The organism is Streptomyces sp. NPDC030143 (assembly GCF_055573695.1).
In genome coordinates this window covers 1-22,819 of sequence record NZ_JBVIAY010000022.1, presented here as the reverse complement: position 1 = coordinate 22,819, position 22,819 = coordinate 1, and the positions used below count along the sequence as shown (strand labels likewise).

At 71.8% G+C, this 22,819-nt stretch carries 16 protein-coding genes and 1 pseudogene; 11 read left to right on the top strand and 6 right to left on the bottom strand.

Annotated features, from left to right (window positions below; genetic code table 11):
* Positions 1-242 precede the first annotated feature (242 nt).
* The 6 genes from ACZ4YY_RS29955 to ACZ4YY_RS29930 all read left to right on the top strand — a co-directional run bounded on the left by ACZ4YY_RS29955 (position 243) and on the right by ACZ4YY_RS29930 (position 9,963).
* Positions 243-2,162 carry a glycogen debranching N-terminal domain-containing protein gene (locus tag ACZ4YY_RS29955; protein WP_468297451.1) on the top strand — a complete coding sequence of 640 codons (1,920 nt, stop codon included), beginning with the start codon at positions 243-245 and terminating at the stop codon, positions 2,160-2,162.
* Between the two features lie 130 nt (positions 2,163-2,292).
* The gene (locus tag ACZ4YY_RS29950) at positions 2,293-3,051 is read left to right on the top strand and encodes an NUDIX hydrolase (protein ID WP_468297258.1); all 759 of its coding nucleotides are present in this window, start codon (positions 2,293-2,295) and stop codon (positions 3,049-3,051) included.
* A gap of 386 nt (positions 3,052-3,437) precedes the next feature.
* On the top strand, positions 3,438-5,798 hold the full coding sequence (locus tag ACZ4YY_RS29945; RefSeq protein ID WP_468297255.1) for an ABC transporter ATP-binding protein: 2,361 nt from the start codon (positions 3,438-3,440) through the stop codon (positions 5,796-5,798).
* Positions 5,799-5,961: 163 nt separating this feature from the next.
* Positions 5,962-6,849, top strand: coding sequence for a FadR/GntR family transcriptional regulator (locus tag ACZ4YY_RS29940; RefSeq protein ID WP_468297252.1), 888 nt, complete (start codon positions 5,962-5,964; stop codon positions 6,847-6,849).
* Positions 6,850-7,417: 568 nt separating this feature from the next.
* Positions 7,418-8,962 (top strand): RNA polymerase sigma factor, encoded by a 1,545-nt coding sequence (locus ACZ4YY_RS29935; protein ID WP_468297249.1) that lies wholly within the window; start codon positions 7,418-7,420, stop codon positions 8,960-8,962.
* A gap of 149 nt (positions 8,963-9,111) precedes the next feature.
* Positions 9,112-9,963 (top strand): serine protease, encoded by an 852-nt coding sequence (locus ACZ4YY_RS29930; protein ID WP_468297244.1) that lies wholly within the window; start codon positions 9,112-9,114, stop codon positions 9,961-9,963.
* A gap of 145 nt (positions 9,964-10,108) precedes the next feature.
* Here the strand turns inward: ACZ4YY_RS29930 and ACZ4YY_RS29925 are convergent, their stop codons facing one another.
* Positions 10,109-10,339, bottom strand: a complete 231-nt coding sequence (locus ACZ4YY_RS29925) for a DUF7455 domain-containing protein (RefSeq protein ID WP_404194436.1) — start codon at positions 10,337-10,339, stop codon at positions 10,109-10,111.
* 443 nt (positions 10,340-10,782) lie between these two features.
* On the opposite strand from ACZ4YY_RS29925, the gene ACZ4YY_RS29920 reads away from it, so the two are divergent.
* The 4 genes and pseudogenes from ACZ4YY_RS29920 (at position 10,783) to ACZ4YY_RS29905 (ending at position 16,100) form a co-directional block, all read left to right on the top strand.
* The gene (locus tag ACZ4YY_RS29920; protein ID WP_468297237.1) at positions 10,783-12,906 is read left to right on the top strand and encodes a DNA gyrase/topoisomerase IV subunit B; all 2,124 of its coding nucleotides are present in this window, start codon (positions 10,783-10,785) and stop codon (positions 12,904-12,906) included.
* Positions 12,907-13,319: 413 nt separating this feature from the next.
* Positions 13,320-13,781 (top strand): annotated as a pseudogene (locus tag ACZ4YY_RS29915) (sensor histidine kinase); the annotation flags it as partial.
* 169 nt (positions 13,782-13,950) lie between these two features.
* Positions 13,951-14,511: a DUF485 domain-containing protein gene (locus tag ACZ4YY_RS29910; protein ID WP_468297233.1), complete on the top strand. Its 561-nt coding sequence runs from the start codon at positions 13,951-13,953 to the stop codon at positions 14,509-14,511.
* The gene (locus tag ACZ4YY_RS29905; RefSeq protein ID WP_468297230.1) at positions 14,508-16,100 is read left to right on the top strand and encodes a solute symporter family protein; all 1,593 of its coding nucleotides are present in this window, start codon (positions 14,508-14,510) and stop codon (positions 16,098-16,100) included. Before ACZ4YY_RS29910 ends, ACZ4YY_RS29905 begins: the two co-directional genes overlap by 4 nt.
* A gap of 131 nt (positions 16,101-16,231) precedes the next feature.
* Here ACZ4YY_RS29905 and ACZ4YY_RS29900 read toward each other — a convergent pair whose 3' ends face one another.
* From ACZ4YY_RS29900 to ACZ4YY_RS29880, 5 genes are all read right to left on the bottom strand, one after another.
* On the bottom strand, positions 16,232-16,912 hold the full coding sequence (locus ACZ4YY_RS29900; protein WP_468297228.1) for a response regulator: 681 nt from the start codon (positions 16,910-16,912) through the stop codon (positions 16,232-16,234).
* Entirely contained in the window at positions 16,909-18,579 is a 1,671-nt protein-coding gene (locus ACZ4YY_RS29895; protein ID WP_468297225.1) for an ATP-binding protein, read from the bottom strand. The genes ACZ4YY_RS29900 and ACZ4YY_RS29895 overlap by 4 nt, the downstream gene beginning before the upstream one ends.
* Before the next feature lie 116 nt (positions 18,580-18,695).
* On the bottom strand, positions 18,696-19,637 hold the full coding sequence (locus ACZ4YY_RS29890; protein ID WP_468297221.1) for a sucrase ferredoxin: 942 nt from the start codon (positions 19,635-19,637) through the stop codon (positions 18,696-18,698).
* Between the two features lie 694 nt (positions 19,638-20,331).
* Positions 20,332-20,571 (bottom strand): hypothetical protein, encoded by a 240-nt coding sequence (locus ACZ4YY_RS29885; RefSeq protein ID WP_468297218.1) that lies wholly within the window; start codon positions 20,569-20,571, stop codon positions 20,332-20,334.
* A 208-nt stretch (positions 20,572-20,779) separates the two neighbouring features.
* Positions 20,780-21,337, bottom strand: coding sequence for a DUF6082 family protein (locus ACZ4YY_RS29880; protein ID WP_468297215.1), 558 nt, complete (start codon positions 21,335-21,337; stop codon positions 20,780-20,782).
* A gap of 317 nt (positions 21,338-21,654) precedes the next feature.
* Between ACZ4YY_RS29880 and ACZ4YY_RS29875 the strand changes: the two genes are divergently transcribed.
* Entirely contained in the window at positions 21,655-22,728 is a 1,074-nt protein-coding gene (locus ACZ4YY_RS29875) for a CobW family GTP-binding protein (RefSeq protein ID WP_468297212.1), read from the top strand.
* Positions 22,729-22,819: the final 91 nt, after the last annotated feature.

Genomic DNA, 22,819 nt, shown 5'->3' with positions numbered 1-22,819 from the left:
CCCGGGATGCCGTTCCCCAGTCCCTCTGGGAGCGGGGAAACGGCATCTCCGACGACGGTGCCTCGCCGCCCGCCGACATGGCACGCCGCCTCGCCGCTCCCGCACCGCGTGGTGCCGCAGCCGCAACCCCTCCCGCACCATCCGGCGCTGCCTCGGCTCATGCGTCGCGAGGCGCCTCGGCCGCTCCGGCTCCGCCGTCGACCGCAGGCCCGTCCTCCGACCTGCCTCCCGCGCACACCGTGATGATCTGCGTGGACCTGCCGGGTCTGGCCATCTCCACCGACCAGGGACAGTTGACCGGCCGCGGACTGGAGGGCTTCTACCGGGCCGGGCGGCGCATCCTGGCCCGTTGCCAGGTGCGGGTGGCCGGCCGGGAGCCCCTCGCGGTTCAGGCTCGCATGGCCTCGGCAGACCGGGCCCGATTCGTCGGCACTCTGCGAACCGCTTCCCACGGCGGCCCGGACCCGGAGGTCGTCGTCGAGCGGACCCGCACCGCGAACGGCACGGAACGCATCACGCTCCGCAGTGCCGCCGCCCGGCCGCTGCGCCTGCAGCTGGAGGTGGCGCTCGGCACCGACCTGGCGGACCTGGCGGCGATCGCCGCCGGGCGCCCCGGACCGGAACTGCCGGCCGGCGTCCGTGACGCGGGTCTGCGCTGGTCGGCCCCCTCGGGGGCCGCGTCGGTCACGGCCGACCCGCCGCCCGCCGACGCGCTGGCCTCCGCAGGACTCCTGCGGTGGGAGCTGGACGTGGCTCCGGGGGGCAGTACGTCCGTGGAGCTGAGAATCCGCCTGGACGGGGCCGGTCCGACCCGCGCGGTGGGCCGCGCAGCGACGAGTTTCCTGGCGCCGGCACGAGCGACGGGGGACGACCCCCGCGTCCAGGCGTTCATGGCCACGAGCGTCGAGGACTTGCGAGCCCTGCTGCTACGCGACCCGCTGCATCCCTCGGACACGCACCTCGCGGCGGGCGTGCCATGGCGCTGCGGCCTCGCCCCGGCCGAGGCGCTCGCCGCCGCCCGCATGGCGCTGCCCCTCGGCACCCGGCTCGCCGCGGGAACGCTGCGCACTCTCGCCCGCACCCAGGTCGCGGTCGGAGGCCCACGGGCCGGCATGATCCCCGGTCCGCGGCGGGACGCGGGCACGCACCTCCCCCCGGGCTGCACCGGCACGGAAGCGACACTCCTCTTCCCCGTTCTGCTCGCCGAGGCCCGCAGATGGGGGCTGCCCGAACACGAGACGGAGGAACTGCTGCCCACGGCCGAGCGCTGCCTGGCCTGGCTGCGGACCGCCGTGGGGGAGGGTCCCTACCTGCCCGACCCCCGGCCCGGAGGGCCTGTCCGCTGTGAGACCCAGGCCCACGCCCACCGTGCGGCACTCCTCGGCGCGGATCTCCTCGACGCCTTCGGCAGACCGAACGGAGACGAGTTGCGGGAGTGGGCGCGGACGGCGCGGTTCGCCTTCCGGCAGGACTTCTGGATCGACGATCCGGGCGGCGGTCGGCCCGCCGCGGCCCGCACCCCCGACGGACGACCGGTGCCGTGCCTCGGCGCGGCCGCGGCCCACCTCCTCGACCCCGGTCTGCTGGGCGGCGGCGAGCACGCCCCCGGTCTGCTCGACCAAGTGCAGACCGAACAACTCGCCCGGCTCCTCGGCAGCCCGGTCATGGACTCCGGCTGGGGACTGCGCGGGCTGGGCGCGAAGGAGGCGGGCTACAACCCGTTCGGCCATCGCAGCGGCGCCGTGCGCGTCCAGGAGACGGCGGTGGCGACCGCGGGCCTGGCCGCAGCAGGCTACGAGAAGGAGGCGGGTTCGCTGCTGAGGGGGGTGCTCGCGGCGGCAGAGGCCTTCGGACACCGCCTGCCCGAGATGTACGCCGGCGAGCAGCGCACCGAGGGGAGTGCCCCCGTTCCTCATCCGGCCGCCTGCCGACCGGCAGCCACCGCGGCCGGCGCCGGAATCCTCCTGCTGACCACCCTGGCGGGCATCCGCCCCGACGTCCCGGCCGGCACCGTCACGCTGCGCCCCCTTCGCAGCGCCCCCCTGGGCGAGATCGGTCTGACCGGACTGAGAGTCGCGGGCACCCCCTTTGCCGTACGGGTCAGCCGCCTCGGACTCGCCATGGTCGAGGAAGCGGCCGACGGCCTGCAATTGCGAGCGTGACCTCGACGGACAAGGGAACGACCGGCACCGGAGGACGAACGGTGACAGCAGGGCCGAACCGAAGTGGATCAGCAGTGCGGCGGTGGACGAAGAGAGTGTTTATCGTCAGGAAGACGACTATGATCGCCGCATGCCCTACGACCCGTCAGCCTTTCCGCCCTTCGCCGTCACCGTGGACCTGGTCGTGCTGACCGTGCGCCGTCATGCCCTGTGCGCGCTGGCGGTGCGCAGGGGTGAGCCGCCTTTCCAGGGGCGGTGGGCGCTCCCGGGCGGGTTCGTGAGGGACGACGAGGATCTGTCGCAGGCCGCGGCGCGCGAGCTTGCCGAGGAGACCGGCCTGACGGCCCACGACCCCTCCGCCCCGGCGCAGGACAATGGCGCCCACCTGGAACAACTCGCGACGTACGGCAACCCCGACCGTGACCCGAGAATGCGCGTCGTCAGCGTCGCCCACCTCGCGCTCGCCCCGGATCTGCCCGCGCCGCGCGCCGGTGGCGACGCCAGCAACGCCCGTTGGGCGCCGGTCGAGGAACTTCTGGCGCAGGGCGGGTACGGCAGGGACGACGAGCCGGTCGCGCCACTCGCCTTCGATCACGCCCAGATCCTCGCGGACGGCGTGGAGCGGGCCCGTTCCAAGATCGAGTACTCGTCTCTGGCGACCGCGTTCTGCCCGACGGAGTTCACTGTCGGGGAGCTGCGTCGCGTCTACGAGGCGGTGTGGGGGGTGGCACTGGACCCGCGCAACTTCCACCGCAAGGTGACCGGCACCCCCGGCTTCCTGGTGCCCACGGGCGGCACCACGACACGGCAGGGCGGACGGCCTGCGCAGCTCTTCCGCGCCGGCGGCGCGACCCTGCTCAACCCGCCGATGCTGCGGCCGGAGGTGTGAGGAGGGGCGCGGCCGGAGACGTGGGGTGGGGCGCGGGCATGCCGACGTCGACGCTGCGGCGGCAGTGGCTGCCACGGGGCACCTGCTGATCACGCGCCCGCGGGTCCCTCCGGCTCATTCAGCCCTGCGGCGGGCCCGGAGCGGCAACCCGGCCGCCGCTGCGCTGACATGACCGGCACAGCACCCCTGCCGCCTGCCGCCTGCCGCCTGCCGCCTGCCGCTGTCGTGCGTCGCTCCGGCGCCGGCGTCACGAGTCGCACTGACGGCAGCGTCGGAGTCGTTCGGGTCCCACTGGAATTCATCTGTCCGCCGCGGCCTCGATCAGGACCGGGCAGCCAGCCGCGCTATCCGCAGAAAACCGGACATAGCGCGCTATCTTGCTACGGGTGATCCAGGCATTCGGACTGACCAGCCACTCCCGCAAGGGGTTTCCGCCCGCCCTCGACGACGTCACCTTCGAGGCGCGAGCGGGTCACGTCACCGTTCTGCTGGGAGCGGCCGGCGCGGGCAAGACCACGGCTCTGCGACTGATGCTCGAACTCCAACAGGGCCGTGGCATCACCTACTTCAGGGGGCGACCCCTGCATCGCATCGCTCATCCCTCTCGTGAAGTGGGTGTCCTCCTCGGCGACGTGCCGGGGCATCCGGCCCGTACCGTCCGCGGGCACCTGCGCATGCTCTGCGCGGCCGCCGGTGTCCCGGTCCGCAGGGCCGACGAGGTCCTCGAGGTGGTGGGCCTGATCAGCCTGGGCGAGGAGCGCCTCGGCACGCTCTCCCGTGGGATGGACCGTCGCCTCGGCCTGGCCTGCGCCCTCCTCGCCGACCCGCACACCCTCGTGCTCGACGACCCGGCCGACGGAGTCTCCGTCCGAGAGGGCCGTTGGCTGCACAGCATGCTGCGTGCGCACGCGGCACAGGGCGGCACGGTCCTGTCGACCACGGCCGACCCCAAGGAGGCAGCCCGCACCGCCGACCGGGTCGTCACCCTGGAGCGGGGCAGACTCGTGGCCGACCAGGATGCCGGTCAGTTCGCCCGCACCCGCCTGCGCCCCCGGGTCGCCGTCCGCAGCCCGCACGCCGCCCGGCTCGCCGCTCTGCTGGCCAAGGAGGCCCGCACGACGCGGCGTTCCGTCGAGGTCGTCCAGGAGGGCGGCAACCGGCTCTCGGTGTACGGCACTACCTGCGCCCAGGTCGGCGAGACGGCGTTCCGGAACGGCATCCTCGTCCACCAACTCGCCGATGAGGTGGGTGACATGGGTCCAGGGGCCGACGAGGGGGGCGTGGACTGGACACTCGACGAGAAGGGTGCCGGCCGTCTGGACGACGAGCAGCGGGCCGCCCGTGCACTGCTGTCCGCGGCCTCGCAACCCCCCGAGGAAGCACGCACCGCCCGAGCCCAGGCTCACTCAGGGCAGAGAGCCGCACACGCACAGGGCCCCGGCGCACCGGCCTCCGTGAGCATGCACCACCCAAGCGGCCCCCACACGGCGAGCGCGACCGCTCACGAGAGCACGACCTCTGGGCCCGCCACTCGTGCGACCGCCCCCGCCGACGAGCCGCACACCGCCGGAGGTACACGGGAACCCTTGCCCGAGGGGCAGGCGCCGGCCGAGGCCGCGCAGGACGAGGAGCACGCGGACCCCGCCACGCCCGGAGGTGATCGGTCCCCGGACGGCAGTCCCGTCGCCCCGCCGACCCCCCTCATCCCTCACGCCGCTCGCCCCGTCGCCGACGAGGCGCACCCGGCAGCCGCCGTCCAGCCCCCGCCGGCCCCAGAGCCCGCCCCGTCCACCGCCGTCCCTGTGGAGGGGGCTGACCCGGCCGGGGGTGTCGTCGTCCCCGGGGACGCGCCCGATCCGTCAGAGGACGCCGATTCCGTCCAGGTCGCTCATCACCCCGCCGAGGACACGCGGCTCCCCGCCCCCAGCGTCCTCGACACGCTCTCCGCCCTTCCGCCGCCCATCTCCGTCCGCCCCGCCCCCAGCCCCCTCCGTCCCCTCCGTTACGAACTCCGCCGTGCCACCGGCATCAGCACCGGCACGCTCACCGGCATCGCCGTCCTGCTGATCTCCGCCGTCACCGCTCTCCTCCTGGCCCGCATCGGGCACACCCCGCATGCGCGACTGCTGGCGGCGTGGCCCGCGGAGCTGCCGCTTCCGCCCGCGGCCCTCGGAGCGGGGCTGCTCGGGGCGCTCGCCTTCGGTGACGAGTTCCGCCACCCCGCTCTGGCCGTGGACCGCGGGACCGTGCCCCGGAGGCTGGGCCTGCTCACCGCCAAGCTCCTCGTCGCCACGCTCACCGCGCTGATGCTGGCCTTCCTCACCGTGGGCTGCGACGCCGAAGTGCTCTATCTCGTCTACGGTCGGGAGTTCGCCAAGGTGCCCGCGGACTGGCTCCCGTTGAGTGCGAGTTGGGTCGGACTGATGGTCGGCTGTGCCTGGGCGGGTGTCCTGGCGGCGGGCGTCTTCCGCTCCACCACGGCCGGCCTTGCGGCGGTGGTCGCCGTGCCCGTCGCCGTCGTGCCCCTCGTACAGAAGGTCGTGGAGAGCGCATCCGTACGGTCGGCGGCCGGATTCTCGATGCGGTTGCGTGAGACGGTCCTGGTGCAGTGGCCCTTCGGGGGAGAGCGCTATCTCTCGGGCGTGGTACGCGTGATCGTGCAACCCGTCGGCGGAGCGATGGCGTTGTCGCTCACCGTCCTGATGTGCGCGTACGTGGTCACGACCCTGCGGAGCAGGGTGCGATGACAACCGTCGGGCGCTCCTCGCGCACCGACATGTACACAACTCCCCGGAGAAAGCCCATTTCTTTCCGATAAGGCGTCAATTGCGACGGGGTGAGCGATCACCCTTTCGTGTGCTTTTCACCAAAGCCCTCAAGGGAGTTGGAGGCGACGCCGACAAAGGATGCGTGACTACCCTTGCGCACTCCATGATGACCGCCGCCCGCTCCGCCGACTCCGGTCTGGCCGGCCCGGGCGACCTCGACCGCTACCCCTACGCCGAGGCCCCTGCCGCCGACCGCGTCGGCGCTCCCGTCTGGGAGGGCGCGGACCCCGAGCTGGGCCGTGTGGGCCGACGCGCGGGGGGCAGCCGTGGGCGCGGGCTGCACGGCCAACTCGTCCAGCAGCTGGGCCAGATGATCGTCTCGGGTGATCTGGGCGCCGACCGTCCGCTCGTGCCGGAGGAGATCGGACAGCGCTTCGAGGTCTCCCGCACCGTCGTCCGCGAGTCGCTCCGCGTCCTGGAGGCCAAGGGTCTGGTCAGCGCCCGACCGAACGTGGGCACGCGCGTGCGTCCCGTGAGCGACTGGAACCTCCTCGACCCGGACATCATCGAGTGGCGGGCCTTCGGTCCGCAGCGCGACGACCAGCGGCGCGAGCTGAGCGAGCTGCGCTGGACGATCGAGCCGCTCGCCGCCCGGCTCGCCGCGGGCCACGGGCGCGAGGACATCCAGCAGCGCCTCGGTGACATGGTGGAGATCATGGGACATGCCATGGGGCAGGGGGATGCGCTGACCTACTCCCGGGCCGACGCCGAGTTCCACTCGCTGCTCATCCAGATCGCGGGCAACCGCATGCTGGAGCACCTCTCCGGGATCGTGTCGGCGGCCCTCCAGGTGTCCGGCGGCCCGGTCACGGGTTGTGACCGGCCGACCGAGGCGTCGCTCGTCCACCACGGCAGGATCGTCGACGCGCTCGCCGCGGGTGACGGCGGTGGGGCCGAAGCGGCCATGCGGCAGCTGCTCACCGTCCACCCCGAGGTGGAGCGCGTCGTCCCGGCGCCGCGCGAGCACTGACCGCCCGGTCCGCGACGCTCGACCCCCGCCCCCGCCCCCGCCCCCGCCCCGGGCCGTGCGCGCCTTGATCAGGTCCGGCCCCGTGCGAGCGCCGATCACACCGCGCGAGCGCTGACGACATCGCGCAGGCACCGACGTCATCGCGCGGGCGGGGCCACGCCCCCGGGCGAACTCCTCCTCCCGTGCCATCTCCCGACCGGTACCCCCGCCCTCCCCTCGGACCCCGCATGACCCGACCCGGGTCTGCGGGGTCCGGCGGCAGACCGAGGTGATTAGGCCCTGGCGGCCCTGGGTAGCCGCTCCGAGTGACCTTCTATGCCCGTGTCTGACTGTTTTTGAACACTTACGCGGTGTGACTCGGGCCACGAAGATTGGGCGTAACGCTCGTGGAAACAACGCGATGACCTAAGAGGTGACAGCCGCGGAGGGAATACGGACGCCATACAAGGCGCTGTGCCTCTTCCCGGCCCCCGCCCGCGCCGTCGGCCCACCCCCAGGCCGGTGGTCGGCTCCTGTCCGCAGTAGGACGGGGCCGGAAGCCGTTTTCCAACGTTCCGAGAGGTTGTTCGTGTCGGCCAGCACATCCCGTACGCTCCCGCCGGAGATCGCCGAGTCCGTCTCTGTCATGGCGCTCATTGAGCGGGGAAAGGCTGAGGGGCAGATCGCCGGCGACGATGTGCGTCGGGCCTTCGAAGCTGACCAGATTCCGGCCACTCAGTGGAAGAACGTACTGCGCAGCCTCAACCAGATCCTCGAGGAAGAGGGTGTGACGCTGATGGTCAGTGCCGCGGAGCCCAAGCGCACCCGAAAGAGCGTCGCAGCGAAGAGTCCGGCCAAGCGCACCGCCACCAAGACGGTCGCGGCGAAGACGGTGACCACCAGGAAGGCCACCGCCGCCCCCGCGCCCGCCCCGGCCGCGCCCGCTGTCGACGACCCCGCCGAGGAAGCCGCCTCCGCCAAGAAGGCGGCTGCCAAGAAGACCGCCCCCGCCAAGAAGGCGGTCGCGAAGAAGGCCGCCCCTGCCAAGAAGACGGCGGCCAAGAAGACCACCGCCAAGAAGGACGACGTCGAACTCCTCGAGGAAGAGGTCCTGGAGGAGGCGCCCAAGACGGGCGACGAGCCTGAGGGCACCGAGAGCGCCGGCTTCGTCCTCTCCGACGAGGACGAGGACGACGCGCCCGCGCAGCAGGTGGCGGCCGCCGGCGCCACCGCCGACCCGGTCAAGGACTACCTCAAGCAGATCGGCAAGGTCCCGCTGCTCAACGCCGAGCAGGAGGTCGAGCTCGCCAAGCGCATCGAGGCCGGTCTGTTCGCCGAGGACAAGCTGGCCAACGCCGACAAGCTCGCCCCCAAGCTCAAGCGCGAGCTGGAGATCATCGCCGAGGACGGCCGCCGCGCCAAGAACCACCTCCTGGAGGCCAACCTCCGTCTGGTGGTCTCCCTGGCCAAGCGCTACACCGGCCGCGGCATGCTCTTCCTGGACCTCATCCAGGAGGGCAACCTCGGTCTGATCCGCGCGGTCGAGAAGTTCGACTACACCAAGGGCTACAAGTTCTCCACGTACGCCACCTGGTGGATCCGTCAGGCGATCACCCGCGCGATGGCCGACCAGGCCCGCACCATCCGTATCCCGGTGCACATGGTCGAGGTCATCAACAAGCTCGCGCGCGTGCAGCGCCAGATGCTCCAGGACCTGGGCCGTGAGCCCACCCCGGAGGAGCTGGCCAAGGAGCTCGACATGACCCCGGAGAAGGTCATCGAGGTCCAGAAGTACGGCCGCGAGCCCATCTCGCTGCACACCCCGCTGGGTGAGGACGGCGACAGTGAGTTCGGTGACCTCATCGAGGACTCCGAGGCCGTCGTCCCGGCCGACGCCGTCAGCTTCACGCTCCTGCAGGAGCAGCTGCACTCCGTCCTCGACACGCTCTCCGAGCGCGAGGCGGGCGTCGTCTCCATGCGGTTCGGTCTCACCGACGGTCAGCCGAAGACCCTCGACGAGATCGGCAAGGTGTACGGCGTCACGCGTGAGCGCATCCGCCAGATCGAGTCCAAGACCATGTCGAAGCTGCGTCACCCGTCGCGTTCGCAGGTACTGCGCGACTACCTCGACTAGGCAAGGCCCGCGCGGCCAGGTCGTTCCAACGACGTCGAAGGCCCGGTTCCCCTCGGGGAGCCGGGCCTTCGGGCGTGTGCGCGGGTGCGCGCCGGAGCACACTGGCTCACCCTGAGTGTCCACCGGTCACTCCAGAGTGAGGAGCGTGCATGCTTCGTCCCTTTGTCCGGGCCTTGACCCGGCCGCTCGTTCTGGCCGCCGCAGCGGTCGCCATACCGCTGGTGTCCGCCGCCCCGGCGGCCTCCGACGGTGTGGTCGTGGGTGGCTTCCCGGTCGACGTCTCCCAGAGCCCCTGGACCGTCGGACTGTCCAGCCGTGACCGGTTCGGAGGTACGCGGGCGGGCCATTTCTGCGGGGGCGTGGCGGTCGGTCCGACGACCGTGCTCACCGCCGCCCACTGCCTGAGCGAGGAAGTGCTCGGACCACTGCCGGTGCGTGACCTGAAGGTCATCGCCGGCCGCACGGACCTTTTCACGGACGAGGGACGGGAGATCGCCGTACGGGAGGCCTGGGTGAATCCCGCCTACGACAGCGCAAGCAACTCCGGGGACTTCGCCGTGCTCAAACTCGCCGAGTCCCTTCCCAGGGCCGCGCTCATCAGCATGGCCGCGGCGGGTGACGCGGCTTACCGGCCCGGGACGGAGGCCGTGGTCTACGGCTGGGGCGACACGAGCGGGTTCGGCGCGTACGCCCACACGTTGCGGGCCGCACGAGTCCACGTGCTGTCCGACAGTGTGTGCAAGATCGCATACCCGGGCTCGTCCCACGGCACCTACTCGGCGCGGACGATGATGTGCGCCGGAGAGGCGCGAGGCGGCCGCGACGCCTGCCAGGGGGACAGTGGCGGCCCGCTGGTCGCAGGGGGCCGACTGGTCGGGCTCGTCTCCTGGGGCAGCGGCTGCGGGCGGCCTGGGAGCCCGGGCGTCTACACGCGTGTGTCGGAGGTGGTGCGAGTGCTGGGCTGGGACACGACCGCGAAAGCGGCTCGGGGCCCCGCCTGACGCGGGGATGAACAGGGCCTGACAGGGACTGGCCGGCCCGGGAGGAGCCCTGTCGCCCCACGAGTGCGGGCGGCCACCCTTGGTCACAGGGGCGGCCGCCCGCAGACCGGCCTAGCCGGCTCTGGCTCGTCGTGAACGCGAACGGTCAGCGCTCTTCTTCGGAGGCGGATGCGGGAACGGTCGTCAGCCGCTCCGTCTCGTCCTGTATCTCAGCGGCGATCTTCTTGAGTTCCGGCTCGAACTTGCGGCCGTGGTGGGCGCAGAAGAGCAGTTCTCCGCCGCTGAGCAGGACGACGCGCACGTACGCCTGTGCGCCGCAGCGGTCGCAGCGGTCAGCGGCCGTCATCGGGCTCGCGGGGGTCAGAACAGTAGTCACGTCGCCTCTTCTCTAGCTCGACGAGCTGTCGTACCAGGGTCAACATCCAACCAGCCCCAAAACGTTCCCGCTCGTGGCTTGTCCTCGAAAAAAATCTTCGAGGCGGCCGTCTGCTGCCGGTTTGGCGGCGAATGTGCCGTATTACAGGTCTGTTGTGTCGTACGGGTTCGCGCTGTCGGTCATGGCTGCGTCCTCCCGGCTGGATTGCCGGTTTGTTCATGAGGACGTGCCCGGAGCCTAAATGGTTCATGCCTCGAAGGGAACGTGATATGTACTTCACTCCATCGAGGGATCGAACACGCATGCGACCCTGGACTACTGTGAGTTCAGACGAGGGTGGCGTTACAACGGCTCTACCAGGCCTCGGTACCCTCATGGCGGCGAACGAAGCCGCGCCCTTACCCAGAAGGGCCCACCCTGAAATTCAGCGAGGAGCGAACCGCGTGACCGCCGAGACGTCCGTGCCGTCCACAGCGCTGCTGGCAGGAGCAGACCGGGACGGTTCCAACTACACCGCGCGGCACCTGCTCGTCCTCGAGGGCCTCGAGGCCGTGCGCAAGCGCCCGGGTATGTACATCGGATCGACCGACAGCCGTGGCCTGATGCACTGCCTGTGGGAGATCATCGACAACTCCGTCGACGAAGCACTCGGCGGCTACTGCGACCACATCGAGGTGATCCTCCACGACGACGCCTCGGTGGAGGTGCGCGACAACGGCCGGGGCATCCCCGTCGACGTCGAGCCCAAGACCGGCCTGTCCGGTGTCGAGGTGGTCATGACCAAGCTGCACGCCGGCGGAAAGTTCGGCGGCGGCTCGTACGCCGCCTCCGGCGGTCTGCACGGCGTCGGCGCCTCCGTGGTGAACGCCCTGTCCGCCCGCCTGGACGTCGAGGTCGACCGCAGCGGGCACACGCACGCGATCAGCTTCCGCCGCGGTGTCCCCGGAGCCTTCGCGGCGGACGGGCCGGACGCCGGATTCGAGGCCAAGGGCGGCCTGCGCAAGACCAGGAAGATCGCCAGGGCCCGCACCGGCACGCGCGTGCGGTACTGGGCCGACCGCCAGATCTTCCTGAAGGACGCCAAGCTCTCGCTGGAGAACCTCCACCAGCGTGCCCGCCAGACCGCGTTCCTGGTGCCCGGCCTGACGATCGTCGTCCGCGACGAATACGGCCTCGGCGAGGGCGGCAGCAAGGGTGAGGAGTCCTTCCGCTTCGACGGCGGCATCAGCGAGTTCTGCGAGTACCTGGCCACTGACAAGCCCGTCTGCGACGTCCTCCGCTTCTCAGGGCAGGGCACCTTCAAGGAGACCGTCCCGGTCCTGGACGAGCACGGCCAGATGACCCCGACGGAGGTCACCCGCGAACTGGGCGTCGACGTGGCGCTGCGCTGGGGAACCGGCTACGACACCACGCTCCGCTCGTTCGTCAACATCATCGCCACGCCCAAGGGCGGAACCCATGTGGCCGGCTTCGAGCAGGCCGTCGCCAGGACGATGAACGAGGTGCTGCGCGCCAAGAAGCTGCTGCGTGTCGCCGAGGACGACATCGTGAAGGACGACGCGCTCGAGGGCCTGACCGCCGTCGTCACGGTCCGCCTTGCCGAGCCGCAGTTCGAGGGCCAGACCAAGGAGGTGCTGGGCACCTCGGCGGCCCGCCGGATCGTGAGCACCGTGGTCTCCAAGGAGCTCAAGGCGTTCCTGACCTCCACGAAGCGGGACGCCGCCGCCCAGGCGCGCGTCGTCATGGAGAAGGCGGTCGCCGCGGCACGCACGCGCATCGCCGCCCGGCAGCACAAGGACGCGCAGCGCCGGAAGACGGCTCTGGAGTCCTCGTCGCTGCCCGCCAAGCTGGCCGACTGCCGCAGTGACGACGTCGACCGCAGCGAGCTGTTCATCGTCGAGGGAGACTCGGCGCTCGGTACCGCGAAGCTTGCCCGGAACTCGGAGTTCCAGGCGCTGCTGCCGATCCGGGGCAAGATCCTCAACGTCCAGAAGTCGTCCGTGACCGACATGCTCAAGAACGCCGAGTGCGGCGCGATCATCCAGGTCATAGGGGCGGGCTCGGGACGGACCTTCGACATCGACGCGGCCCGCTACGGCAAGATCATCATGATGACCGACGCCGATGTGGACGGCTCCCACATCCGGTGCCTGCTGCTGACCCTCTTCCAGCGCTACATGCGTCCCATGGTCGAGGCCGGCCGTGTCTTCGCCGCCGTACCGCCCCTGCACCGCATCGAGCTCATCCAGCCCAAGAAGGGCCAGGACAAGTACGTCTACACGTACTCGGACCGCGAGCTGCGCGACAAGCTCATGGAATTCCAGAGCAAGGGCATCCGGTACAAGGACTCCATCCAGCGCTACAAGGGCCTCGGCGAGATGGACGCCGACCAGCTGGCCGAGACGACGATGGACCCGCGCCACCGCACGCTGCGCCGCATCAACCTCTCCGACCTCGAAGCGGCGGAGCAGGTGTTCGACCTGCTCATGGGCAACGACGTGGCGCCGCGCAAGGAGTTCATCTCCAGTTCTGCGGCGACGCTGGACCGGTCACGGATCGACGCCTAGGCGCTGCGCGCGGGCGGGGCGCGCGGGGCGGCTGGCCCGCGGTGTGTTCGGCGGCCGGAGTCGATGGTCGGTCGGCGTCGGCCTCGGCCGTTGCGTTTTCGGCGGCGTGAGCGGTCGCCTGCGCCGGTGCGTGCGGTGCGTGCGGTGCGTGCGGTATTCCCGGCCCACGGTGCCGATGTGGGTGCTGACGCACGGGGCGGGGCTGGTGTCGGTGCCGCGATCGGTGCTGGTCTTGAGGAGGGGGCAGCGCGCCGACGCCCCCGGCCCCGGCTGTGCGATCGCGGATCCCGGGCCTCGCCCCCCGGGTCTCAGGTGCCGCATCGCACATCGCGTGACCAGCCATGCCGTGAGGGTGCCCAGGTGGGTGGAGAGCCGGGTGTCCGGAGATCCACCCATGATCCACCCCAGCTCCGATCTGCGGTGCCGGGAGCGCCTTCCACGACAGCGGGGCCCACGGCCGGGTCGCGCTCGCCGGGGTCGGCGGGGCACTGGTGGCCGGCGGGCCGGCCTGGGCCTTCCTCCGAACCACGCTCGAGCACCGACTCTGCCCGTCACTGGTGCCGATGGTCCTGCTGCTGGGACTGGCGGTCGTCGCCCAGAGCGGGGGCTTCCGTTCTCCCGCCACCGTGCTGTGGTGCGGGTGCGCCATCGCGGCGTTGGAGAGGCTGCCGCTGGTCGCAGCACTGCCGCTCGCGTCGGTGGGGTTCGCCTCGTTCGCCGTGGTCCACGATGACGCGTGGCTGACCACGGCTGTCACCGCGGGGGGCATGACCCTCGCCGGTTACACCCTGCGCCTGGACGCCGAGTCCCGCGGCAGCGCCCAGCGACTGCTCGCCCAGGAAAGGGCGGCCCGGGCGGCGGAGGCGGAGTCGGCCAATGTTCGCCAAGACCGGGTCGAAGGACCGGGCACAGGCGGTGCGCTACGCGTTCCGAAAGGGGGCTGGTGCGCCCGCCGGTGGCGTGAGGGGGCCCGTGGTCACCTGATGGGGTGAAGAGCAGGGGGAAGAAGATCCGGGGATCTTTCCGTTCTGTCCACACTTGGGCATGCAGCCAAGCAACGGCCGTACCTGCGGCAGCGGGGCCGGTTCCGAAAATCCGGACGATCATCGGCAGGGTCACGGAGCGACGTTCGCCGAGGCGTCCGTGAACGTGCGGTACGACGATCCGTGGTACGACGCGCTCGCCTCGGGATGGGGCGAGCCAGGCGGTCCGTACACGCCCGCGGCGGAGGTGCCGGGGGCGCGCGGGGAGCGGGAACCCCAGGCAGTGGCGGCGGCCCGGGTCTACCTCGAGGTGCAGCGCAGCGAGGCCTTCCAGGAAGTGCGCCGCCGCTACCGGCGCTTCGTCGTCCCCGCGGTCGCCGGCTTCTTCCTCTGGTACGTGGGATACGTGGTGACCGCGACGACGGCTCCCGGACTCATGGCCCGGCCCGTGGTGGGTGCCGTGAACGTGGCGTTGGTCGCGGGACTCGCCCAGTTCCTCAGCACGTTCCTGTTGACCTGGGCCTACTCCCGGCACGCACGGCTGCGCCGGGACCGGCCGGCGCTCGAACTGCGCTGGGACACCCAGGAACTGGCGCGTGAGGCCCGAGGCGGTGTGTCGTGACCGGCAACCATCAGACGCTCGCGTTGTTGCTGTTCAGTGCCTTCATCGCGGCCACGCTGGGGATCACGACGTGGGTGAGCCGCAACCGGCACGGGTCGGCCGAGGAGTTCTACGCCGGGGGGCGGCTGTTCTCTCCGATGGAGAATGGTTTTGCCATCGCGGGCGACTACATGTCGGCCGCCTCCTTCCTCGGTATCTCCGGCCTCATCGCGCTCTTCGGCTACGACGGGCTGTTGTACTCGGTGGGCTTCCTGGTCGCCTGGCTCGTGGTGCTGTTCCTCGTCGCCGAACTGGTGCGCAACTGCGGCCGGTTCACACTCGCCGACGTGGTGGCCGCACGGATGCGGGAGCGGCCCGTGCGGATCGCGGCGGGAACCTCGTCGGTCGCCGTGTCCGTTCTCTATCTCGTGGCGCAGATGGTCGGTGCGGGCAGCCTGGTCGCGCTGCTCCTCGGCAAAACCGGCGAGGCGGCACAGGCGTGGACCGTCATCGGGGTCGGTGCACTCATGGTGATCTACGTGTCGCTGGGAGGGATGCGGGCCACCACCTGGATCCAGATCGTCAAGGCGGTGCTGTTGCTCGGCGGGACCGTCGTGCTCACCGTGCTCGTCCTCGTGCGCTTCCACGGTGACTTCGACCGCCTGCTGCTCACGGCGGCCGAGCGCAGCGGCCACGGCGCGGCGTTCCTGGCACCGGGGCTGAAGTACGGCGGGGACTGGACCGCCCGTTTCGACTTCATGAGCCTCGGGCTCGCCCTGGTGCTGGGCACCGCGGGGCTGCCGCACATCCTGTCCCGCTTCTACACCGTGCCGACCGCGCGGGCCGCCCGACGGTCCGTCGTCTGGTCCATCGGTCTGATCGGCGGTTTCTACCTGATGACGATCGTGCTCGGCTTCGGTGCGGCGGCGATCGTCGGCCCGGACGCCGTGCGCGCGTCGAACGCGGCGGGCAACACTGCGGTTCCGCTGCTCGCCCTCGACCTGGGCGGCGGTGCCGGATCCACGGGGGGAACGGTGCTGTTCGCGGTGGTGGCGGCCGTCGCGTTCGCCACGATCCTGGCCGTGGTCGCCGGGATCACGCTCGCCTCCTCGGCGTCCGTGGCCCACGACCTGTACGCCTCGCTGCGGCGTCGGCACGGCAAGCCGCGCAGCGAGGTGGCGGTGGCGCGGACCGCAGCCGTCGGCATCGGTGTGGCGGCGATCGGACTCGGCCTGCTGGCCCGTGACCTCAATGTCGCGTTCCTGGTGGGTCTCGCCTTCGCCGTCGCCGCGTCCGCCAACCTGCCGGTGCTGCTGTACTCGCTGTTCTGGCGGAAGTTCACCACGCGGGGGGCCGTCTGGTCGGTGTACGGCGGGCTGGTCCCGGCCGTGGTGCTGGTCCTGCTGTCGCCGGTGGTGTCGGGCAGCCCGCAGTCGCTCTTCCCCGGCGTGGACTTCCGGTTCTTCCCCCTGCAGAATCCCGGTCTGGTCTCGATCCCGCTGGGCTTCCTCGCGGGCTGGCTCGGTACCGTCACCTCGGCGGAGGTCGCGGACGAGGCCAAGCACGCGGAGGCCGAGGTGCGGGCGCTGACGGGGGCGGGCGCCGTCTGAGCACCCGCCGGACCGGAAGAGACGCACAGCACGCTCGACCGCGGCCGGCGGCGAGGACCGCGTCGAGCAAGGTGCGGGTCACGTACGTATTCCAGGGGGCACGGTCCTTCCCCCCGCCCTCGGGCCGTGCCTCAGGCGCGGGTCGCCCACACGTAACGGTGTTCCGGGCGGCCCGCGTCGCCGTACTTGAGGGTCAGCCGGGCCCTGCCGGTGCGCTCCAGGAGCTTCAGGTAGCGTTGGGCGGTCTGGCGGCTCACCCCGGTCCGGTCGGCGATCTCCTGGGCCGACAGCGGGCCCTCGGCGCTCATCAGGGACTGGCGGACGAGTTCCGCGGTGGTCGGGGAGTGCCCCTTGGGCAGCCCCGGCTCCGACGGCGTGGACAGCGCGCCGAAGATGCGGTCCACGTCCGCCTGTTCGGCCTCGCCGCCGCCGTCGAGCGTGCGGCGCAGCTCCGCGTACGCCTCGAGCTTGGCGCGCAGGCCCGCGAAGGCGAACGGCTTGACCAGGTACTGCAGGGCGCCCTGGCGCATCGCCGCCTGCACGGTGGAGACGTCCCGGGCGGCCGTCACCATGATCACGTCCGTCTGGTGGCCGCGTCGGCGCATCTCCTGGACGACCTCCAGGCCGGTCTCGTCGGGCAGGTAGTGGTCCAGGAGGACCAGGTCCAGACGGGGCAGGAGTTCCAGCTGACTCAACGCCTCGGCCGCGCTGTGCGCCTCCCCGGCGACGTGGAAGCCCGGCACCTTCTCGACGTAGGCGGCGTTGACCTGGGCGACCCTGGTGTCGTCGTCCACGACCAGGACCTCGATCATCGGGACTCCTCCTCGGCTGTGGTCTGAGCGGTTGCGGCCGGGGCCGGTTCGAGGTCGGGCACGGCGAGCGCCTCGGGCAGGACGACGGTGAACTCGGCGCCGCCGCCGTGCGCCTCGCCGACCGACGCGCTGCCGCCCTGACGTTCGGCGAGCCGGCGCACCAGGGAGAGCCCGATGCCGCGCTTGCCGTGGGCCGGCGGCTTCTTCGTGGACCAGCCCTCGGTGAAGACCGCCTCGCGCTGCTCGGCCGGGACACCGGGTCCGGTGTCCCGTACCCGCAGGACGGCGGTACGACCCTCGGCGCGCAGTTCGACCTCCACGCGCGCGTGCGGGGTGCCCGCCACGGCGTCGAGCGCGTTGTCCACCAGGTTGCCCACGACGGTCACCAGCCCGCGCGGATCGACCAGCCGGTCGGGGAGGCGGGTGCGGTCCGAGACCCACAGCGTCACCCCGCGCTCGGCGGCGACGGTCGCCTTGCCCATGAGCAGGGCGGCGAGCAGCGGGTCCTCGATCCGCTCGGTCACCTGCTCGGCGGTCGCCCGGTGGTCGCCCACGACCTCGCCGACGAACTCCACGGCGTCGTCGTACATCTCCAGTTCGAGCAGTCCGAGGAGCGTGTGCATGCGGTTGGCGTGTTCGTGGTCCTGGGCGCGCAGGGCGTCGATCAGCCCGTGAGTGGAGTCGAGTTCGCGGCCGAGCTGCTCCAGTTCGGTGCGGTCGCGCAGGGTGGCCACGGCGCCGCCGTCGTCGGTGGGCATGCGGTTGGCGACCAGGACGCGCTGGCCGCGCACGGTGAGCAGATCCGTGCCGGTCACCCGGCCGGCCAGGACGTCGGCCGTTCGGCCCTCGCCGAGCGCCTCGTCGGGGGAGCGGCCCACCGCCTCGTCCCCGATGCCCAGCAGACGCTGTGCCTCGTCGTTGAGCAGGCGGACACGCCCGGCGCGGTCCAGGGCGACGACGCCCTCCCGGATGCCGTGCAGCATCGCCTCGCGCTCCGCGAGCAGCGCCGAGATGTCCGAGAAGGCGAGGTCGCGGGTCTGCCGCTGGACCCGCCTGGAGATCAGCCAGGCGGCCAGCGCCCCCACGGCGAGCGCGCCGCCCGCGTACGCGAAGAGCCCCGGGATCGCGTGGATCAGCCGGGCGCGCACGCTGTCGTACTCGATGCCGACCGAGACCGCGCCGATGATGCGGCCGTCGTCGTCGCGCAAAGGCACCTTGCCGCGGGCCGAGCGGCCGAGGGTGCCGCTGTCGATCTCCATGACGTCCCGTCCGGCCAGCGCCTCACTGGGATCCGTCGAGACATGGCCGCCGACCTCCCGGTGGTCGGGGTGCGACCAGCGCACGCCGTGCAGATCCATCACGACGACGTACTCGGCGCCGCTCGCCGCGCGGATCCGCTCCGCCTCCCGCTGCACCGGCCCGTCGACCGTCGGCCGAGTGTTCTGGAGGTCCTCGGCGATCTGTGGCACCGCCGCGGTGGTCTGTGCGATGGCGAGCGCCCGGCGCATCGCCTGGTCGTCCAGCTGAGCGCTGAGCGGAGCGAGGAACAGCCCGGTCGCCAGCACCACGACCCCCGCGGCGATCGCCAGCTGCATCAGCAGAACCTGCGAGAACACGCGCCGGGGCATCCCGAGGCGCAGGCGGCGGACGGGGGGAGTGGGGCTCATACCCGAGACGGTACGTGGGCGGGCCGGTCCATCCGTAGGGGTGTGTGGTGTGGATCTCCCGATCGACCCGAGAGCACTCGACCCTGATCAGCATGAGCGAGCCGGTTCGGAGCGCGTCAACCCACCAGGGCGGCCGTCGCCAGTTCACGCACCGAGACCACGTCCATCCGCGCGGGGGAACCCAGGACCGACGCCCCGCAGCTCTCCGGGCGGGGCGGCTGGGACGCGCCCTGGGCCACGACGACCCGCCAGTGACGTCCGTCCATGTGCGCCACGGTGACCTCCCAGCGCGGTGCGCCGCCGTCCGTGCGCACGACGCTGAGCGCCTGAGCCGCGTCCTCGCCGGTCGCCGCGCGCACCGCCAGTTCCGCCGCCTGGCCCGGCCGCCCCCAGGCGGAGTTCCCCCGGCACCCCTGCGTCACGATCCGCCCCTCCTCGACGCCGTGCAGCGCCTCCCTGACGGTGCGCGCCTCCGCGCGGCCGTACGCGTAGCCGTACGGCAGGACGAGCACGGTGGGGGAGAAGCGGTGGCCGCCCAGGTGGGTGACCTCCCAGACGCCGTCCACGTCCGCGGCGGCGAGTTCGGCGGCGAGGGGGCGGCCGAGGAGCGCGCAGCAGCGGTCGCGCCTGCCGTTGGTGCAGACGAGGGCGAGTGGGGCACCGGTGTGGGGGCCGCCCCGGAGCGCGGCGTCGAACGTATGGTGGTCGCCGCGGCCGAGTGCGGCGAAGTCGAGGTCCAGCAGCCGGCCCGGGTCACTGGTCGTGGCGCTGCGCAGCCACACCCGGCCGGGAACGGTGTGGGCCGCGAACACCCGGCGCAGGGGCGGCGGGCCGAAGTCCGCGTGGCGTCCCGGCCGCCGGATGAGTGCCACGCGGACACCGGTGCCCTGGGCGGCCGCCTCGAGCGCGCGGCCGAGTACGGGGTCCAGGCGGCTCGAGACGAGCGCATTGGCCCCCCAGGGGCCGGGCTGCTCCACCAGGAGCCAGGTCCTCGCCGTGGGCGCGGTCCCGGACATGGGCTCGTCCAGGTCCCGCGAGACGTCCGTGCACGTACTCACAGAGGTGAGCCTAACCTGACTTGACGCGGGGTGGCTTCCCGGCCCGCTCGTGTCCGGCCGCTTCGCCCGGGCACGGGTGTGGCCCGGAGTGCCCCGGCATTCGCCGCTCGTCGCGTTGTCCCTGGCCAGAAGGGCCGGGCGGCTCGTTCCGGGCTGCTTCGGCAGCGGCGGGGGCGGTTTTGGGTCCACGTAGAGTCCGCTCGGACGCATACGCAGGGGGCGTTCCGCGTACTCCTCCCTGCGCGGGACCGGGGTGGGAACACGGAAGGTCCGGCACCGATGAGGTGCCGGACCCGGCAGGTTCGTGACCGCGGCCTCGCGGCAGGGACGCCGACCCTACCTGTCCGAGCGACGCCGGTCTCACGCGCCCAAGCGACGCCGACCTCACCCGTCCAAGCGACGCCGGCCCCACGTGCCCAAGCGACGCTGGTCCCACGCGTCCAAGCGACGCCGGCCCCGCGGATGCGATGCCGGCCCCGTCCGCGTGGCGCCGGCCACGGGGACGCGACGGCGGCGGCTCCTCCTGGACGTGGGCCGCCCTCCAGGACCGGCCCCCGCAGAACGGCTGCCTCGCCGCAGCGACGTCCGCCCCGCAGCGGCCACGTCGGCATCAGGAGACCACGCCGTACCCGTGTGCCGACCGACGTCCGGACGCCGACCAGCTCCACGGTCCCGGACCGGTCCCCGCGCACCCTCAGGCGTCGGGAATGTCCGCCTTGGCGCGCAGCAGCGTCTCCCGGGTGATGACGACGATGCGCTCGTAGTCGGCACGGGACGCGTCCGACGGCAGCTCCGGATCGAGCGTCTGCGTCGCGTCCGTGCCGATCACGGCGAAGTTCCCGTCGGCCAACTCGAAGATGTCGGGGCAGTTGCCGCCGCCCAGGCTTCCGCGAGCGCGTGGGGATGCACCGATCCGACGGATGATCTGACTCACTGTTGGTTTCCTCTGGTCTCACGTGCGAAGAGCTCGCGCACAACGACTGCACAGCGGAGGCAACCCTGTGGGGCGCGCTCGTCATCCGGCGGCGTGAGCGACGGTCAGGTGGAGCCGCTCTGCGCGATCAAGCGCGAGTCAACCCCGTGGCGTCTGTCACAACTGACGACTTCACCTGTTCGTTATGGGCCGAGGGTGTGATTCCCGATCACGCGCCCGGGGGCTCTCCGACCACCCACCACTCGTCCCCGTCCGCCTCCTCCAGTTGCCGCAGGAGGCCGTCGACCAGACGGCCGAGCTCCGCCTCGTCCGACCCCGCGGCGAGCGTCGCCCGCTGGCCCTGCGTCGCGTACCAGTACTCCCGCACGACGGGGTTCTGCAGCAGGCCTCGGACGTAGCCGAAGAACTCGTCCCGGCTGATGTTGCCGATGCGGTAGTAGAACAGGGCGTTCGTGTAGAGCGCGTTGGCGAACAGGTACTGCCGGCGCCTCTGGGCCGAGGTCGGCACCTCGAAGATGTCGAGCACCTCGGCCAGGTCGGGATCGTCGAGGGCCTTGCTCAGCAGCTCCCAGTGCAGTCGCTGCTGGTTGGCCAGGTTGGTGTGGCGCTGGCTGTGGGCGACGGACTCCAGGTGGTCGAGTCGGGCACACAGCGAGTTCATCACGTGCCGCTGGGCGGCGAGGGCGGCGAGGGCTCCCGTCGCCAGGCCGAGGCCCGCCGCGGCGACGGGACCCAGCCCGCGTACCCGAAATTTCTGTGTGGCCATGTCAACCCCCGAATCAGGCGACCGTCTGCCGGTCGTCGGGTGCGGGTGGGTGACGGGGACCGGTCGGCGGTGGGCGGCGCTTGCCGTCTCCCAGAGTGCCGAGCGGCTCTGATCGGCGGGGAGGCGGAGAAGAGGCGCACGGAGGGAAGTGAGGGTCGCACGCCACGGCGCCTTGCCCAACGTCTGCCCAGCAAGTGCTGCTAACAATCGTTCACTTCGCGGGGTTTCCTCCGGCTCGTATCCTGGCCCGGCATTCCGTTCCCGGGCGTGCGCCGGGCCGTGAGCCGGTGCGCGCGCAGGTGCCAGAGAGGTCGCACGTGACGCAGAGCCGCACTTCGCAGCAGATCCCGGTCGTCGTTCTCGCCGGATTCCTCGGCTCCGGCAAGACCACCCTGCTCAACCATCTCCTCCACCGCAGCGGAGGAACCCGGATCGGCGCGATCGTGAACGACTTCGGTTCGATAGAGATCGACGCCATGGCGGTGGCGGGCGCGCTCGGCGACTCCACCGTCTCCCTCGGCAACGGCTGCCTGTGCTGTGCCGTGGACGCCGGTGAGCTCGACGTGTACCTCGAACGGCTCGCCCGGCCCGCCGTCGGCGTCGACCTCGTCGTCATCGAGGCCAGCGGGCTCGCGGAGCCGCAGGAGCTGGTCCGCATGGTGCTGGCCAGCGAGCATCCCGCGATCGTGTACGGCGGGCTCGTCGAGGTCGTCGACGCCGCCGAGTTCGACGAGACCCGTGCACGGCACCCCGAGATCGACCGGCACCTCGCCCTCGCCGACCTCGTCGTGGTCAACAAGCTCGACCGGGCGCCCGACGCCGACCGCGTCCTGGGGCTCGTCCGCTCCCTCACCGACCGGGGTGCCGCCGTCGTCCCCGCCACCTACGGCCGGATCGACCCCGAGTTCTTCTTCGACCGCCGGCCGAGCGAGGAGCGGATCGGGCAGCTCTCGTTCGACGACCTGCACCGCCGGGACGACGGCGCGGACGATCACGGCGGCCATCTGCACACCGCCTACGACAGCCTGTCCTTCACCTCCGCGGAGCCGCTCGACCCGCGTCGTCTGATCGCGTTCCTCGACAGCCGGCCCGAAGGCCTGTACCGGATCAAGGGGTACGTCCACTTCGGTCCGCACGACCCCGTCAACCGGTACTCGGTGCACGCCGTCGGGCGGTTCCTCCGCTTCTACCCCGAACCGTGGGGGCCCGCCGAGGAGCAGCGCCTCACGCAGCTCGTCCTCATCGGCTCCGGCATCGACGCACCCGCCCTCGCCAAGGAGCTGGAGGCGTGCAGGAGCGACGCCCCACACGCCGACGAGCACGGCATGTGGGGCGTGTTGCGCTACGTGCGGGACCCGGACGAGGCCGTCGGCGATCCGGAGCCGGCCTAGTAGTGCTTCGTTAGGTTGTGGGCTGTCTGCGGCTGCTCCGAGGTCTGGGCAGGGGGCGTCCGCAGGTGGTGCAGGTACCGGTCCAGCACCT